This window comes from Streptomyces durbertensis (genome assembly GCF_014156695.1).
Classification (GTDB): Bacteria; Actinomycetota; Actinomycetes; order Streptomycetales; family Streptomycetaceae; genus Streptomyces; species Streptomyces durbertensis.
The window spans coordinates 1-13,840 of sequence record NZ_WMLF01000112.1; the positions used below are offsets into that span (position 1 = coordinate 1).

The following is a 13,840-nucleotide window of genomic DNA, read 5'->3' on the forward strand; positions in this document are numbered from 1 at the left end:
CGCCCACTCGGCGACCCGCCCACACCGCAGCCGGCTCTCCCCTCGCCGGCCCCTCCGCGGTGGGACGCCGCCGCGCACGGCCCGCGGTCCCGTCGGGTCGGCGACCCGCGTGCTAAGCATCCGCTATGTCCGACGCCGGGGCACTTGTCCTCATCATGACGCTCGCCGTACTGGCGCCCGCCCTCACCTACCTGACGGGCCGCTGGCTCGCCGTTCCGGTGGTGGTCGTGGAGATCCTGCTCGGGGTGCTGGTCGGCCCCGCCGTGCTCGGCTTGCTTCAGCCCGACGACCTCATCGAGGTCCTCTCCCAACTCGGCCTGTGCACCCTCATCTTCCTCGCCGGTTACGAGATCGACTTCGCGGCCGTGTCCGGACCGGTGCTCCGCCGCTCGGTCTGCGCCTGGCTGGTCTCGCTCGCACTGGGCCTGGGGGCGGCCGTGCTCATCGCCACCGGGGGGACGGACGCGGCGCTCTACGTCGGAGTCGCCCTCACCAGCACGGCGCTCGGCACGGTCCTCCCGGTGCTGCGCGACACCGGCGGACTGCGCGGGCGGCTCGGATCCGCCGTGCTCACCTACGGCGCCGTGGGCGAGTTCGGACCGATCATCGCCGTCGCGCTGCTGCTCTCCGGCCGCGCCCCCGGCCGGGCCGCGCTGGTGCTGACGGCGTTCGCCCTGCTCACGGCCGGGGCGGTGTACCTCGCCACCCGCCCCAAGCCGCCGTGGTTCGCCGCGGTCGTCGCCCGCACCCTCGACACCAGCGCCCACCTGCCCGTCCGCTTTGTCATGCTGCTGCTCGCCGCGATGCTGGCGATCTCCAGTGCCTTCGGGCTGGACGTGCTGCTCGGCGCGTTTGCCGCCGGTGTGCTCACCCGGCTGGTCCTCAGGGACGCCTCGCCGGCCGACCGGAAGACCACGATGAGCAAGATCGAAGGATTCGGCTTCGGCTTCCTCGTCCCCCTCTTCTTCATCAGCACAGGCGTCGGCTTCGACCTGGACGCGCTGCTCGGCGGTGGCCGGCCGCTGCTGCTGCTCGGACTGTTCCTTCTGCTCTTCCTCCTGGTCCGCGGCCTGCCGGTGCTGCTGCTGGCGCCCCCGGGCATGCCGCTCCGGGAGCGGGCCGGCCTCGGCCTGTACTGCTCGACAGCACTGCCACTGATCGTGGCGATCACCTCCCTGGGCGTCAGCGGAGGAGCGCTGGAGACGGCGGAGGCCGCCGCGCTGGTCGGCGCCGGAATGCTCTCCGTGCTGCTGTTCCCGCTGCTCGCGACCCGCTGCGCCCCGGGCGGGACCGACGCATCACCCACTGCCCGGCGGGCGGCGACGGAAGGGTGGTGAGACCGACGCGGGGCCGGTGGGGGCCCGACGCGCGGCCGGTGCGGGCCAGACCGGGGTCGGTGCGGGCCAGACCCGGGGTCGGCATGAGTCGAGTGGGGGCGGCCGGCGTGGGTCGGTGGCCGGGGACGCCTCAGACGCGGGAGCGGACCTCCTCCGCGAGCGACTTGTCCAACGACACCCGCACCAGACCGGCCGCGAAGGCCGCCACGTCCTCCTCGGCCGTCAGCTTCGCGAGCTTCCCGGCCGAACCGGGAAGCCCGACCCGCTCGGCACCGCTCTCCGCCTTCGAGTCCAGATAGGGCGCCACATCCGGCCAGACCGCCTGCACCTCACGCAGGTAGATGTCCGCCCCCACGGGCCCCATCCCCTTCATCTCCCGCAGCCGTTCCTGCAGTACCGCCACGTCGCCGTCGGCATCCTCGTGGAGCCGCCTCAGATCCCCGCTGTAACGGTCGCGCACGTACTCGGCCGCCTCACCGAGCATCGTGGAGGTGCTCTCGTCATACCGGCGGTAGCCGCCCTCACCCAGAGCGTCCACCCGCTCCTGCCAACTCGCCTCGGCCATCGCCCTGGGTGTCCGCAGACCGTGGGAGAACAGCGCCCGCGCCGCCCCCACGGCCGCGTCCGCGCGGATCCGGGCGCTCAGCAGCGTGGCGAGCACCAGCAGCTGGTAGAGCGGCTGCGGTGTGTCCCGCAGCCGGATGCCCGCCTCCTCGGCGTACGTCCGGCCGCACACCTCGAGCAGTGCCTCCGCTGTCCGGCGCTCGCCCGCCCCCCTCATCTGCCCGCCCCGCTCATCGCGGCGGCTTCAGCGGATCATGCCCGAGCCGCATCAGCCGATGCCGCCAGTGCTCCTGGCCGGCCACGGGCTCGAGGTCGTCGCGGCGCTGCTCGCCGACCTCCCGTACGACCTCCCGCATCACCCGGAGGTCCTCCCCCGTCAGGTCGGTCCGGCGCTTCTGCAGCACGGCGAGCACGGAACGCCCGTCCGGCGTACCGGACCGCTCCGGAAGCTCCTCAGCGTCCTCCGCCGCGCTGTCCGTGCGCAGCCACTCGCTCAGCTCCTGGGAGGTCATGTTCACCACGCGGTGGAACTCCTCCCACAGCGCGTCGCCCTCCAGCGGATCCTCCGCCACGGTCGTTCTCCTCCTCTCGTCCGGCCGCTGACGCCGCGGGCGGCGTCAGCGGCCGGGGTACGTCCAGGGCGCCCCGGGAGGCGGGTCAGCTGTGCGGGGAGTTCGGCTCGGCCGGACCGGGCTTGTCGCCGTCGCGACGGATCCGGTGCGCCGGGTCGGTCTCCTCCTCGGCCGCCTCCGGAGGGTTGGCCATCTCCGGGTTCCCGGAACCCGGCTCCGTTGTCTCGTGGCCGACCGTGGGGGCGGCGCCGCTGCCATGTCCGCGCTTGTCCTCCGGCTGCGTCTCCTGCTCCTCCGGGGCCTCCTCGGTGCCGTAGTAGCTGATCTCGTGGGGCATCAGCCGTCGGCCGTCGTGGGGCATCTCCGCGTCGGCGCGGTGCTCCTGCACCTCTCCGACAGGCCCGGAGTCGGGCAGTGAGGGCTGCTCGTCCGGGCGGGGCTTCGGCGGCTGCCGCCGCAGGGACCGGATGCCGACCATCACCGCGGTGATGAGGATGACAACCGCGGCCACGCCCACCAGGAACGGGGCGATGCCTACCAGGAAGCCGCGCTCCTGCGCGTAGTCGAGCAGCGCGGGATCTGTTGTCACAGCGTCCGCGACGGTGGATCGGTCCACCAGTGTGGTGTTCATCCGGTACTGCCTCCCTCGGCTTCACCCTCCGGGTGCCCTGCGGAGCGTTCACCTACCGCTCCGGGCACCCATTTCCTCCGTACGGCGCATTACCTCCGCACGGCGCACCCGCCTCGCCGGGCGGGGCACGCCGTCACGCCGCTTCGGCGCTCCCACCCGGCGAGTCGCCGCCGCTCTCCTCCGCCCAGCGCAGCACGGCACCCAGCCCACCGACCGGAACGTCCTCCGTCCCCGCCTCGTCCTCGGTGAGGACCACCACGTCACCCCCGGTCGCCGCGACACTGCGGAGCAGCGCGTCGTCGGCACGGGCCGACGACGGCTCCGGTTCACCGAGGTAGCGCGCGTCCGTGCGACGCACGGCCACCTGGTCCGGGTTCTGCCCGATCCACACCTCGCGCTGGAGATCCGAACCGCCCGGTCGGAGGAGAAGCGTCGCCACACGGTGCTCCCGGGCCGCCTCCACCAGGGCGGGGACGCCTTCCACGGCGGTCACCCCGCCGTTGCGCTCGGCCCGGCCCCTACGGAACCGCTCCAGGGCCTCCGCGTTGTCGCGGTGCCGCTGGTCGGCGATGAGCTCTTCGATCTCCTCGTCCAGCAGCCTGGACTGCGACCCTTCGGCCCGCCCGCCGTGCCGTGTCTCCACGACCGACGCGTTGAGCGCGGTCGGCAGCTTGTCGTGCACGGACCGGCGCTGGCGCGGATCGCCCACCAGCAGCACGACGTTCGCGCCGGTCTCCTCGGCGGTCTGCGCCACACCCGCCGCGATCTCGGCGGCGTTCTGCTCCCAGGTGTTCTCCACCGACAGCTGGAAACGCCGCTCGGACCAGTCGACGGTGGGCGTACGGGTGAGAGGCCAGTCCCGCCCCGTGACACCGCCGGCTGACTCGCCGACACCGCCGGCCCGGCGCAGCTCGAAGTCCGCGCCCTGCTTGTCGATGTAGGCGACGAGGCAGGTGTGGGGCTCCGCGATCCGTTCCATCAGCGGGGTCAGATGGGGAACCGGCGTCCACTGCGTCTCCGGCAGCGGCGGCGGCTCACGCAGCGGCACTGTCAGCCGGACCTCGCCCTCCTTGGCGAACACGGCGAGACCGGGATGCTCGGGCCACGGTTCGCGCAGCGTCGCGAACACCGCCTCACAGGTCGCGTCGTCCGCTCCCTGCGAGGAGAGCCGACTGCGGGCCTCCCTCGCGGTGAGCTCCTGTTGGGACTCGGCGCCGGGACCCGGCGCGGCGCCGGCCATGTACACGGACGCCCAGGGTCCTGCTTCGTTGAGGACGGGGTTGAGGAAAGCGAGGTCCATGACTCCTCCACGGTGGTACGACCTACGGCGTGACGAGTGGGCTTGCCGGTGGGCTTCGCGCGGCCCGACGGCCTGACGGCCTGTGCTTCGCTTGATGACTGTGTCGCTGATGCCTGTGTCGCTTGGTGGCTGTGTCGCTTGGTGGCTGTGTCGCTTCGGCAACGGGTCGACGGGGACGACACGCACGGTGCCGGTGCGCCGACCGGTGGAGGGCCGCCGCATCGGGCCGCGCCCGTCTGGGGAAGCCAGTCGTCAGGGCCGAGCGCGGCGTCAGGCGCCGAACTCGTGCAGCGACGCGTCGCAGAACGCCTTCAGGTCGTCCGGCTTACGGCTTGTCACGAGCGGTCCAGGGCCTTCCTTGCTGACGTGGACCTGCTCGTCGACCCAGGTGCCGCCGGCGTTCTTGATGTCGGTGCGCAGACTCGGCCACGACGTCAGCGTTCGACCTCGCACCACATCGGCCTCCACCAGCGTCCACGGCCCGTGGCAGATGGCCGCCACCGGCTTGCCGGACTGGCTGAACGCCCGCACAAGACCGACCGCGCCGTCGTCCAGGCGGAGGAAGTCCGGGTTGGCGACGCCGCCCGGCAGCAACAGGCCGTCGAAATCGTCCACCGACACCTTGTCGACGGTCGCGTCCACAGGGAACCTGCCCGCGGCCGTGAGGTGGTGGAAGGCTTGGATCTCACCAGGGTCCGGGCAGACGAGCACCGGCTCGCCGCCGGCGTCCTTCACCGCCTGCCAGGGCTCGGTCAGCTCGACCTGTTCGACTCCCTCGCTTGCCACCAGAAACGCGATACGCATATGCGCCCTCCTTCTGGTCTCGGCTTCGGTCCCGTGACGCCCACCCGGCGGGTCGGCGTCACGACGGCTTCACGGCTTCCGGACTCGGTGGTCCCGGCGGCAAGGACAACAGGGCCGCCGAGACATGGCACCCATCGTGCCCCGCCGTGCGCCTGCCAGCATGTCGGCGTTCTTGGCGAAAACCGACGCCGGCACGGCGTTGAAACAGCGGAAATATCCGAAACGCCGCACTCTCACACCGCACGCCTTGCCGTAAGCGACCCGAGTATGCCGTCAGCGTGCAACTTTCACGTCGCGGACTGCGACCGGTGCGCTACCGGGTCCTCCTGCAGGCCCTCCTTCTGGTGGTGCTCGGGGTGGTGTTCCGGGCGGTGCTCGGTGAGGCGGCCGTCGTGAACCTCCACCGTGCGGTCGACCGCCCTCAGATGCGACCGGTCATGGGTGACCACGACTGTCGCGGTGGACCGCTCGTGAGTGAGGCTGACCAGGAGGTCCATCACCGCGGCACCACGCTCCCGGTCGAGCGCGCTGGTGGGCTCGTCGACGAGGAGCACCGAAGGCTCGTTCATCAGCGCCCGCGCGATGTTGACGCGCTGCCGCTGGCCGCCGGACAACTGGTGAGGGCGGCGGTCGGCCTGCCGGGCCAGGCCGACCGAGTCCAGCAGTTCCAGGGCGCGACTGCGGGCGCGACGCGGGTTGCGACCGGCGAGATGTGCCATGACCTGTAGCTGTTCCGCGGCGGTGAGGGACGGCAGCAGGTTGGGCTGCTGGAACACCACCCCGACGTGGCTTCGACGTAGCTCGGCGAGCGCTCCCGGGCCGAGGCCGCGGGTCTCCCGGCCGGCGACGGTCACGCTGCCGCTGTCCGGGGTGATCAGTGTCGCGGCAACGGCGAGGAGGCTGGACTTGCCGGAACCCGAGGGGCCGACGGCGGCGACGACCGTTCCGGCCGGCACCTCGAGCGATATCCGATCCAGCGCCGTGAGCCGGCCGGCGCCGTCCGGATAGGTGAGAGTGATGTCGGTGAGGCGCAGGTTCATCGGGCACTTCCCAATGCCGTGAGGGGGTCGACGGCGGTGACGCGGCGGACCGCCAGCGCGGCACCCAGCAGGCCGAGGATTGTCATGATCAGAGCGGGGAACAGGACCGTGGCCGGTTCCAGGACAAACGGCACCGTGTCCCGCAGGGCGACGCCGGCCAGGGCGGCAAGGGCTGTGCCGGCCCCCGTGCCCACGACAAGCAGCACCACCGCCTGCCCGACAGCGTCCCGCAGCAGGTAACCGGTGGAGGCGCCGAGCGCCTTCAGGACGGCGATGTCCGCGCTGCGTTGGATCGTCCACACCGTGAAGAAGGCGCCGATGACCAGGGCGGATATCAGGAACAGGAAGCCCCGCATCAGTTGTAGTGAGCTGTTCTCCGCCGTGTACGAGCCGATGGCGGAGAGCGAGTCCTCCACGGGAAGGGTCCTGGTACCGAGCCGCCGGTCGAGCGCGGCGAAGTCGGTGGACGCGGAGGGCGCGACGCGGAGGGCTATCACGGTGGCCGTCGGTGGCTGGTCGGCCTCCGCGGCCTGGTGGTCGGAGCCGGACTCTCCCGCTCCGGGCGTCGCCAACAGCTGCCAGGCGTCGAGCGACGTCCACACCACGGGCGTGTGGCTGAACATCGATCCTTCCGCCGTGCCGCTCACGACCATCTGTCGGCCGCTGAGCCGGAGCGTATCCCCCACGGCCAGCCGCAGCTCGTCGGCGGCTCGCTGCGACAACACCACGTGGCGTGCGTCCAGCTCCCCCTCCGGTGCGGGTGGTGAACCCGGTATCACGCCGAACGCGGCCACCGCCCGGTTGACCGAGCCGGCCTCTGCGCGGAGCGTCGTGATGCCGAGCGGGTCGGCGGAGTCGACGCCGGGCGCCTTTCCCCAGGCCGTCCAGGTCTCCTCGTCGAGTCGGGAATCGGCGAACGACACGCTCTCTCCGTCGGCGGCGGCGAAGACGAGTCTGTCGGCGGGCAGTGAGGTGATCGCCTGCGTGTTCTCCCGGCCGAGGCCGGCGGTCAGCCCGGACAGCAGGCCGACGAGGAGCGCGATCAGGGTGGTCACGACGCCCATGAGCGCGAACCTGCCTCTGGCGAAGCGCAGGTCCTTGCAGGCGACGAACACGATGGGTCCCCTCTCGGTAGTGGCGGCGACGGCCGTGGTGCTGGTCGCTCGGCGGCGGTCAGTCGACGGCAGGACGGGCGTCGACACGGTCGCCGGTTGCCGGGGCACGGGCCCCGCCTGCTTGTTCCCGCCCGTTGCGGAGCTGTTCCCACTGTCCGTGGCCAGGCGGTCCGTGGACATCGGCTGCATGGTGGTACCGGCGGAGTCAAAAGGTGGAACGGGCTTTACACCTTTTGGCTGATGGCGGACCGCCGGCCCGGCCTCTAAGGTCAAACCCAGCGCGATTGGCCTCTGTGAGGACATCGGCGATCGGACCTTCGACGGCTGGGACACCCCGGCCCCAGGCCCGGCCCGCCCCCAGGCCCCGGCGAACGGTCGACAAGTCGACGAGTCGCGGTGGCGTCCTCCCATCCTCCCGTTGCCGGCTGCCCGTATCCCCCGCCGCTCGGCCGCCCCTCGCGACACGTTCCGGATCCGAGCGCCTGTGCAGCCCGATCGCCCGCGCCACCGACCGAGCGAGCAAAGCCTCGCGCTGCGGTGTGGTGTGGTGCGGTCTGGTGGGTGTGGTCAGGTGCACGGCGATGCCGATGCAGAAGATGCCGATGCCGACATCGACCTTGACGTTGTGGAGTTCCGCTATCCAGCCCCAGGAGGCACCGTGGTTTCCCGATCCCTGACACCAGTGCTACGCGTCCTCGCCGGCTGCGTTCACGTTCTCGTTGCCGCCCTGCTGACCCTGGCCGCCGCACGTGCCCTGCTGGGCGCTACCGAGGTACGCGGGTCCCCGATCGCGGTTGTGGTGGCCGCCGTGCTCGTCGCCGCCGTGTACGCGCTCGGGCCCGCTCTCGTGGGTAGGCGTTCCTCGGCGCGTACGACCGTTCTGTGGCTCGCCGGGTTGCTGGCTTCCTGGCTGGTGCTCCTCGCGCTGACGCCGGACGGTGTCTGGCTTGCTTTCCCGCTGTTCTTCGTCGAGTTGCATCTGCTGCCCGTGCGGTGGTCGCTCCCGCTTGTCGTGGCGACGACGGGGGCCGCGGTCGCCGGCTTCGGCTGGCACGCCCACAGACTGAGTGTGGGCACGGTGATCGGCCCGGTGATCGGGGCCGCGGTCGCCGTGGCGGTGGTGCTCGGCTACCAGGCGCTGTACCGGGAGAACGTCCGACGTCAGGAGCTCATCGAGGAGCTGACGGCGGCGCGTAACGAACTGGCTGCCGTCGAGCGCACCACGGGCGTCCTGACCGAGCGGGAACGCCTCGCCCGGGAGATCCACGACACCCTCGCCCAGGGGCTCTCCAGCATCCAGCTCCTGCTTCGGGCCGCCGAGCGCGAGCTGCCCCACCGCCCCGAGGTGGCCTCGGACCACGTTCGCCAGGCGAGGGTTGCGGCCGTGGACAATCTCGCGGAGGCGCGACGATTCATCCGGGCCCTCACTCCACCGGATCTTCAGAGGGGCTCTCTCCCGGCGGCGCTGAGCCGGCTGTGTGAGGCGGCGACGACCCCGCCCTCCGGTGTCGGGGCTCCGGCGAGTGGCGCGGCAGGGGCCACTGCGTTGATGGTGGAGACAACGGCAGGGCGCTCCGCGGCGCAGGCGGGGCGAAGACCAGGCGGCGACGAGGAGGTGCCCGATGGTGACCCGGATGACCGCCGCGCTCACGGCTCGATGGTGGGCGACCCACCAGGCCGGACGGCGCGGTCAGACGCTCCTGACGCGTCTGTTCCCCGTGCTGGGTCGGACCGGCCTGTTGAAGTCGTGGGTGATGTGGAAGGTGCTGCGGTGGGCGTACCGCAGAGCGGCGTCGGTTCGGGCGGCCCGCTACGCGGCCCGTCACACCACGGTGAGGAGGACGCACGGCCGGGGCGCGGCGGCGCGACACCGGAGGGCGCGCGCGACAGGACACGGCCGCCGGCCGCCGGGCCGAACGAGCCGGAGGACGAAGAGGCGGGGTCGCAGTCGCGGACAGAGCGGCTGGGGGCGACGGAGGGGCTAGGCGGGACGGACGACGCGGAGCCGGTCGCGCGAAGGGGCGGCCCGGAGGTGCGCTTCCACCTGTCCGGCGACCCGGTGGTGTTGCCGACTCCCGTCGAGGTGGCCCTGCTGAGGATCGCGCAGTCCGCGCTGGGCAACGCGCTCAGCCATGCGGACGCCAGCCGGGTCGAGTTGACGCTCAGCTACATGGTCGATCCCGGCGAGGGCGAGGTCGTCCTCGACGTGGTGGACGACGGCGTCGGATTTGTCCCCGGGGAGCTTCCGCCTCCCGGCTCGGCGCCGGGCGGCGCCGGCTTCGGCCTGGCGGCCATGCGAGCACGAGCGCACGCGCTGCACGGCACGTTTGTCGTGGAGTCGGCCCCCGACCAGGGGACCGCGGTCGCCGTCACTTTTCCGTTCTCCGTCGCTGAAGACTCGGGGCAGGCAGTGCCATGACAGACCGACCGATCCGGATCCTCATCGCCGACGACCACCCGGTCGTACGCGCGGGACTGCGAGCCATCCTGGAGCTGGAGCATGACTTCGAGGTGGTCGCCGACGTCCCCACCGCCGAGGAGGCGGTGACTCTGGCGGCCGAGACGCCGCTTGACGTTGTTCTCATGGACCTCCAGTTCGGCGACCGGATGCTCGGTTCCGAGGCGACGGCGAAGATCACTGCCGTGGCCGGCGCTCCCCGGGTGCTCATTCTGACGACCTTCGGTACGGATGCCGACATCGTCGCCGCGATCGAGGCCGGCGCAACGGGCTACCTGCTCAAGGACGCGCCGACCGAGGAGCTCACCGCCGCACTGAGAACGGCGGCGGCCGGGAAGTCGGCCATCGCTCCCACGGTCGCGCTCCGGTTGATGGACAGGGTGCGGCAGCCGAACGCGGTGCTGTCACGGCGCGAGACCGAGGTCCTCCAGCTCGTCGCGGAAGGGCTTTCCAACGTGGCGATCGCCAAGCGGCTCTTCCTCAGCCAAGCCACCGTCAAGTCCCATCTGGCACACATCTACACGAAGTTGGACGTCGACTCCCGCACTGCCGCCGTAGCGGCGGCGACGGCTCGTGGAGTCATCCGCAGATGAGCGGCGGCGCGACGCACCGCCGCGCCGACGTTCATAACCCTCTGTGAGTGCCGCCACGCGTCTGTGTCACGGGTTGATCAAGATCGGCTGTGGGGGTGCAACCTTTTCCTTCGTCGATTAGTCCGTTTGCGGGCGGTCTGGGCACTAACATCCGCTCAAGAAAAGGGGGTTGTTGCCGTCGGGGCTTGGAATGCGGGGCCCGGGTCTATTAACGTTCGATAACGCAGCGCGGTCGTCACAGCCGTCACAGAGGCGGCGCCGTGCGCCTTGGCCGAATCCTGCACGTGTGTGATCAACCGTCACTCGCACACGGAGGGAACCGGGGAACCACTTCCTTGGGGTGAATCGGGCAGCTTCGACGAAGCCGCCCGTAGGAGACCTTCCTGCTCCGAACCCGTCAGCTAACCCGGTAGGCGAGAAGGAAGGAAAGGAGAACGCCTCCGTGGCGTCTAGCAGGCCTGCCGCCGACACCGCCAGTATCGCCGTCGTACCGCCGCCCGCCTACGGGCCGGACGTCGAGGACTCGTGCGGTGAGTGGAACCCGACCGCTGACTCCGTTCGTCCGGTGCGAGGCCGTCACCGGGTAGCCAAGCAGCGCGGCATGGGCCGCAGCAGCGCGGTGCTGGGTGTGGGCATGGTCGCCGCGATAGGCGCCGGCGGAATGGCCACCGCGCACGACAAGCCGAAGGCTCCGGTGTCGGTTCCCGACCTCGGAGCCCTGGTGGACAAGCTGCCCGCCGCCTCCGACCTGCCCGGCTTCGGCGGCCTGGCCGATGCGGCCGCCGACGAGCCGGCGGCGCAGGCCGCCCCGCTCACCCAGGTGGGACTGACCAGCCAGGACGCCGCCGCCGGACAGACCGACGCCGGCGAGGCGCTGCGTGCCCGGATCCTCCAGCAGGCCGACGCGCAGCAGGCGGCGGCCGAGTCCGACGCGCGGGAGGCGGCCGCCACCGCCGCGGCGGCGGAAGCGGCCCAGGAGGCCGCCCGCCTCGCGGAAGCGGAGCGGAAGGCCGAGGCCGAGCGGAAGCGCAAGGCGGAGGAGGAGCGGAAGCGTAAGGCCGAGGAGGAGCGCCTTCGCAAGCTGGCCGCCAGCTTCACCCTCCCCCTGGCCAACTTCCAGCTCACCTCCACGTTCGGTGAGTCCGGCTCGATGTGGTCCAACAACCACACCGGCCAGGACTTCGCGGCGCCGACCGGCACGCCGGTCAAGGCTGTTCACACCGGCACGATCAAGGAGGCGGGCTGGGCGGGCGCCTACGGGTACCGCATCATCCTCCAGCTCGAGGACGGCACCGAGGTCTGGTACTGCCACCTCTCCTCCATGACGCGCACGAGCGGCCAGGTCACCACCGGCGACATGATCGGCCGTGTCGGCTCCACCGGCAACTCCTCCGGCCCGCACCTCCACCTCGAGGTCCGGCCCGGTGGCGGCGACCCGATCAACCCGCTTGTCTGGCTGCGCAGCAAGGGCCAGGCGATCTGACCCGCCCGACGCGGTTCTCGGGCGCTCCAGGCCGGGCGTGTCGCTGACCGGCGACGCGGCGTCCGGTTCCTGCTCCCCTCTCGCGGGTGTGCCGTACCCCCACATGGCGCACCCGTGCCTCAGACGTGCCGCCGCCCTCCCCGCGGGCGGTGGTGCACACTCCGGCGGTCCTGGTGGACACCCCCCGACACCAGGACCGCCGGTTTCTCCCAGCACCCCGACTTCCGTGCCGGGTGCTGGAGTTGCCGGTTGTCAGAGATGCTGGCCGTCCTCCCGCCCCTCCTGCCCGTGGCGGTGGGCGGCGCACCGAAGCCGGTTGAGAGGGACGTCCGCGCATGCGCGGCCGCGGTAGGCCGAGCCGCCCCCGGGCTGGGTGAGCCGCCCTGGTGCCGGTCTGGTGGCGGCGCAGCCGGAGGCTTTCACGCCCCATCGGGGCGCGGGTGTGGCGCGTGCGGTGCCGACCAGGTCGGCCAGGTCGGCCAGGAGCGTGCGCACGGTGGAGAGCGCCGAGATCACAGCCGAGATCACAAAGGCGCGGAGTCGCATCGCGCGTCCCTTCGGATGGTGAGAGGTACGCGTTGAGCAAGGCGCCGAGGGCCGCTTGGGGAACGGTCTGTTGCAACACGGTGACGTGATGTCACCGCGTCGAGTGGTGCAGAAGCCTTCCTTCCACCGTCGTGTAACAGCGCCGCGAGGCGGGGCTTCACGCGCCGGTTCGGGCGAAGTGCCGGAAGCCGTCGTGGGGGCGTACCCACCCTTCGGCGTGGAACGCGGCCGTGCCGAGGGCCGAGAGGCCGGGGTCGGCGAGGGCGCGCCGGACCCAGGTGTCGGGGGTGGGTCCGAAGAGGGTCCGGAGCCGGTCGGACTCGGCGAGCAGTGAGCTGATGACGGTCCGCTGGTCGGCGGTTCGCCGCGGGCTCCCGTCCGGATTGCTGAGGAGCCCGCGCGCGTTGACGTACACGTGCACCCCGTCGGCAGGAAGCGGCCGTCCGTCCGTCGTGCTCACCGGTACGTCGGCCGCCGGAAGGTACGCCCTCCAGTAGTTGGGCAGTTCGGTGGCGTCGAGGGCCGCGAGCTGGGCGGGTGTCAGCCAGGTGACGGTCAGCGACGTGTCGGCGCCCGGACACAGGCAGGGGGAGGCGGCGACGTAGCCGGCTCGACTCAGATGGCCGGAGAGGCCGACCGCGAGCCCGCTCACCCTTACGGGCACGAGGGGGACGGTACGGGAGACACCGGCGCGCGTCAGCTTGTGGTGCAGTTGGGCCGGGGACCCGTTGGAGCCCACGGCCAGGACGGCGACCCTTCCGGATGCGGAGACGGGAAACGAACCGAGTGGCAGCAAGTGGTCGCCGCGCAGCAGCGACGGTTCGTCCACCCACCTCCCCGGGTAGGACAGGGGTGCCCGCAGCGGCACGGTGTCGTGGCCCGCGTCGGCAAGTCGTCTCGCGGGTTCTCCGGCAGCGCTCATCCGGCCTGCCCGTAGACCCGCTCGACCGGGAGTCGCACGACAAGGCGTCGGTCGGCGATCATCGCGGCGCGGTACTCGTCCCAGTCCGGGTGCTCGCCGCGCAGTGAGCGGTAGAGGTCTATGAGCTCGTTCATCGCCTCGTCGTCCGGGGAGCCGGCGACGGGCGTCAGCTCGGTTGTGCCCTCGGCGACGACCCACGACCAGCCGTCGGCGGACATGGTGTGCAGGCTGGCCCGGGGGTCGCGGGTGAGGTTGCGGGTCTTGGCTCGCGCGGCGGTGACGGAGATCCGGATCAGCCGGCGGCGGGGGTCGTAGGCGTAGACGACGTTGGAAAGCTGCGGGCGGCCGTCCCGTTTGAGGGTGGCGAGCACCCCCAGGTCGCGCGAGGCCAGCAGTTCCAGTAGCGCCTGCTCGTCGCTCACGGCTCCTCCTCCCTGCGTGGGGGGCACCTCGCCTACGCAGCCTAGTACCGGTG

At 71.7% G+C, this 13,840-nt stretch carries 13 protein-coding genes, 2 pseudogenes and 1 riboswitch; of the genes and pseudogenes, 5 read left to right on the forward strand and 10 right to left on the reverse strand.

Annotation, left to right across the window (positions count from 1 at the left end):
- Window positions 1-125: 125 nt before the first annotated feature.
- Entirely contained in the window at window positions 126-1,337 is a 1,212-nt protein-coding gene (locus GL263_RS10260) for a cation:proton antiporter (RefSeq protein WP_182855300.1), read from the forward strand.
- A 130-nt stretch (window positions 1,338-1,467) separates the two neighbouring features.
- Here the strand turns inward: GL263_RS10260 and GL263_RS10265 are convergent, their stop codons facing one another.
- The 7 genes from GL263_RS10265 to GL263_RS10295 form a co-directional block, all read right to left on the reverse strand.
- On the reverse strand, window positions 1,468-2,118 hold the full coding sequence (locus tag GL263_RS10265) for an endonuclease (RefSeq protein ID WP_182855301.1): 651 nt from the start codon (window positions 2,116-2,118) through the stop codon (window positions 1,468-1,470).
- A gap of 13 nt (window positions 2,119-2,131) precedes the next feature.
- Window positions 2,132-2,473, reverse strand: a complete 342-nt coding sequence (locus tag GL263_RS10270; RefSeq protein WP_182855302.1) for a DUF3140 domain-containing protein — start codon at window positions 2,471-2,473, stop codon at window positions 2,132-2,134.
- Between the two features lie 85 nt (window positions 2,474-2,558).
- Entirely contained in the window at window positions 2,559-3,104 is a 546-nt protein-coding gene (locus GL263_RS10275; protein WP_182855303.1) for a DUF6479 family protein, read from the reverse strand.
- A 133-nt stretch (window positions 3,105-3,237) separates the two neighbouring features.
- Window positions 3,238-4,404, reverse strand: coding sequence for a baeRF2 domain-containing protein (locus GL263_RS10280; protein WP_182855304.1), 1,167 nt, complete (start codon window positions 4,402-4,404; stop codon window positions 3,238-3,240).
- A 270-nt stretch (window positions 4,405-4,674) separates the two neighbouring features.
- Window positions 4,675-5,208, reverse strand: coding sequence for a type 1 glutamine amidotransferase domain-containing protein (locus GL263_RS10285; RefSeq protein WP_182855305.1), 534 nt, complete (start codon window positions 5,206-5,208; stop codon window positions 4,675-4,677).
- Between the two features lie 287 nt (window positions 5,209-5,495).
- On the reverse strand, window positions 5,496-6,248 hold the full coding sequence (locus GL263_RS10290; RefSeq protein WP_182855306.1) for an ABC transporter ATP-binding protein: 753 nt from the start codon (window positions 6,246-6,248) through the stop codon (window positions 5,496-5,498).
- Entirely contained in the window at window positions 6,245-7,363 is a 1,119-nt protein-coding gene (locus tag GL263_RS10295; RefSeq protein ID WP_182855311.1) for an ABC transporter permease, read from the reverse strand. The genes GL263_RS10290 and GL263_RS10295 overlap by 4 nt, the downstream gene beginning before the upstream one ends.
- Window positions 7,364-8,483: 1,120 nt before the next feature.
- Here GL263_RS10295 and GL263_RS29225 point away from each other — a divergent pair.
- From GL263_RS29225 to GL263_RS10315, 4 genes and pseudogenes are all read left to right on the forward strand, one after another.
- A pseudogene (locus GL263_RS29225) lies at window positions 8,484-8,792 on the forward strand (histidine kinase); the annotation flags it as partial.
- A 591-nt stretch (window positions 8,793-9,383) separates the two neighbouring features.
- Window positions 9,384-9,782: pseudogene (locus GL263_RS28340) on the forward strand (sensor histidine kinase); the annotation flags it as partial.
- Window positions 9,779-10,414: a response regulator gene (locus GL263_RS10310; RefSeq protein WP_182855307.1), complete on the forward strand. Its 636-nt coding sequence runs from the start codon at window positions 9,779-9,781 to the stop codon at window positions 10,412-10,414. The pseudogene GL263_RS28340 and the gene GL263_RS10310, both read left to right, overlap by 4 nt.
- A gap of 260 nt (window positions 10,415-10,674) precedes the next feature.
- Window positions 10,675-10,844, forward strand: a riboswitch (cyclic di-AMP (ydaO/yuaA leader).
- Window positions 10,845-10,856: 12 nt separating this feature from the next.
- Window positions 10,857-11,897, forward strand: coding sequence for a M23 family metallopeptidase (locus GL263_RS10315; RefSeq protein ID WP_438947941.1), 1,041 nt, complete (start codon window positions 10,857-10,859; stop codon window positions 11,895-11,897).
- A gap of 252 nt (window positions 11,898-12,149) precedes the next feature.
- Here the strand turns inward: GL263_RS10315 and GL263_RS10320 are convergent, their stop codons facing one another.
- From GL263_RS10320 to GL263_RS10330, 3 genes are all read right to left on the reverse strand, one after another.
- Window positions 12,150-12,443 carry a hypothetical protein gene (locus GL263_RS10320; RefSeq protein WP_182855308.1) on the reverse strand — a complete coding sequence of 98 codons (294 nt, stop codon included), beginning with the start codon at window positions 12,441-12,443 and terminating at the stop codon, window positions 12,150-12,152.
- Window positions 12,444-12,600: 157 nt separating this feature from the next.
- A complete protein-coding gene (locus GL263_RS10325; RefSeq protein ID WP_182855309.1) occupies window positions 12,601-13,365 on the reverse strand; it encodes a hypothetical protein in 765 nt (254 codons plus the stop codon).
- The gene (locus tag GL263_RS10330) at window positions 13,362-13,787 is read right to left on the reverse strand and encodes a PPOX class F420-dependent oxidoreductase (RefSeq protein WP_182855310.1); all 426 of its coding nucleotides are present in this window, start codon (window positions 13,785-13,787) and stop codon (window positions 13,362-13,364) included. The genes GL263_RS10325 and GL263_RS10330 overlap by 4 nt, the downstream gene beginning before the upstream one ends.
- Window positions 13,788-13,840 lie beyond the last annotated feature (53 nt).

What these genes read in the sequence shown, in the direction of transcription:
- GL263_RS10260 (WP_182855300.1), top strand. Translation starts at nt 126, where the DNA reads ATGTCCGACGCCGGGGCACTTGTCCTCATCATGACGCTCGCCGTACTG.
- GL263_RS10265 (WP_182855301.1), bottom strand. Translation starts at nt 2,118, where the DNA reads ATGAGGGGGGCGGGCGAGCGCCGGACAGCGGAGGCACTGCTCGAGGTG.
- GL263_RS10275 (WP_182855303.1), bottom strand. Translation starts at nt 3,104, where the DNA reads ATGAACACCACACTGGTGGACCGATCCACCGTCGCGGACGCTGTGACA.
- GL263_RS10280 (WP_182855304.1), bottom strand. Translation starts at nt 4,404, where the DNA reads ATGGACCTCGCTTTCCTCAACCCCGTCCTCAACGAAGCAGGACCCTGG.
- GL263_RS10285 (WP_182855305.1), bottom strand. Translation starts at nt 5,208, where the DNA reads ATGCGTATCGCGTTTCTGGTGGCAAGCGAGGGAGTCGAACAGGTCGAG.
- GL263_RS10290 (WP_182855306.1), bottom strand. Translation starts at nt 6,248, where the DNA reads ATGAACCTGCGCCTCACCGACATCACTCTCACCTATCCGGACGGCGCC.
- GL263_RS10310 (WP_182855307.1), top strand. Translation starts at nt 9,779, where the DNA reads ATGACAGACCGACCGATCCGGATCCTCATCGCCGACGACCACCCGGTC.
- GL263_RS10320 (WP_182855308.1), bottom strand. Translation starts at nt 12,443, where the DNA reads ATGCGACTCCGCGCCTTTGTGATCTCGGCTGTGATCTCGGCGCTCTCC.
- GL263_RS10325 (WP_182855309.1), bottom strand. Translation starts at nt 13,365, where the DNA reads ATGAGCGCTGCCGGAGAACCCGCGAGACGACTTGCCGACGCGGGCCAC.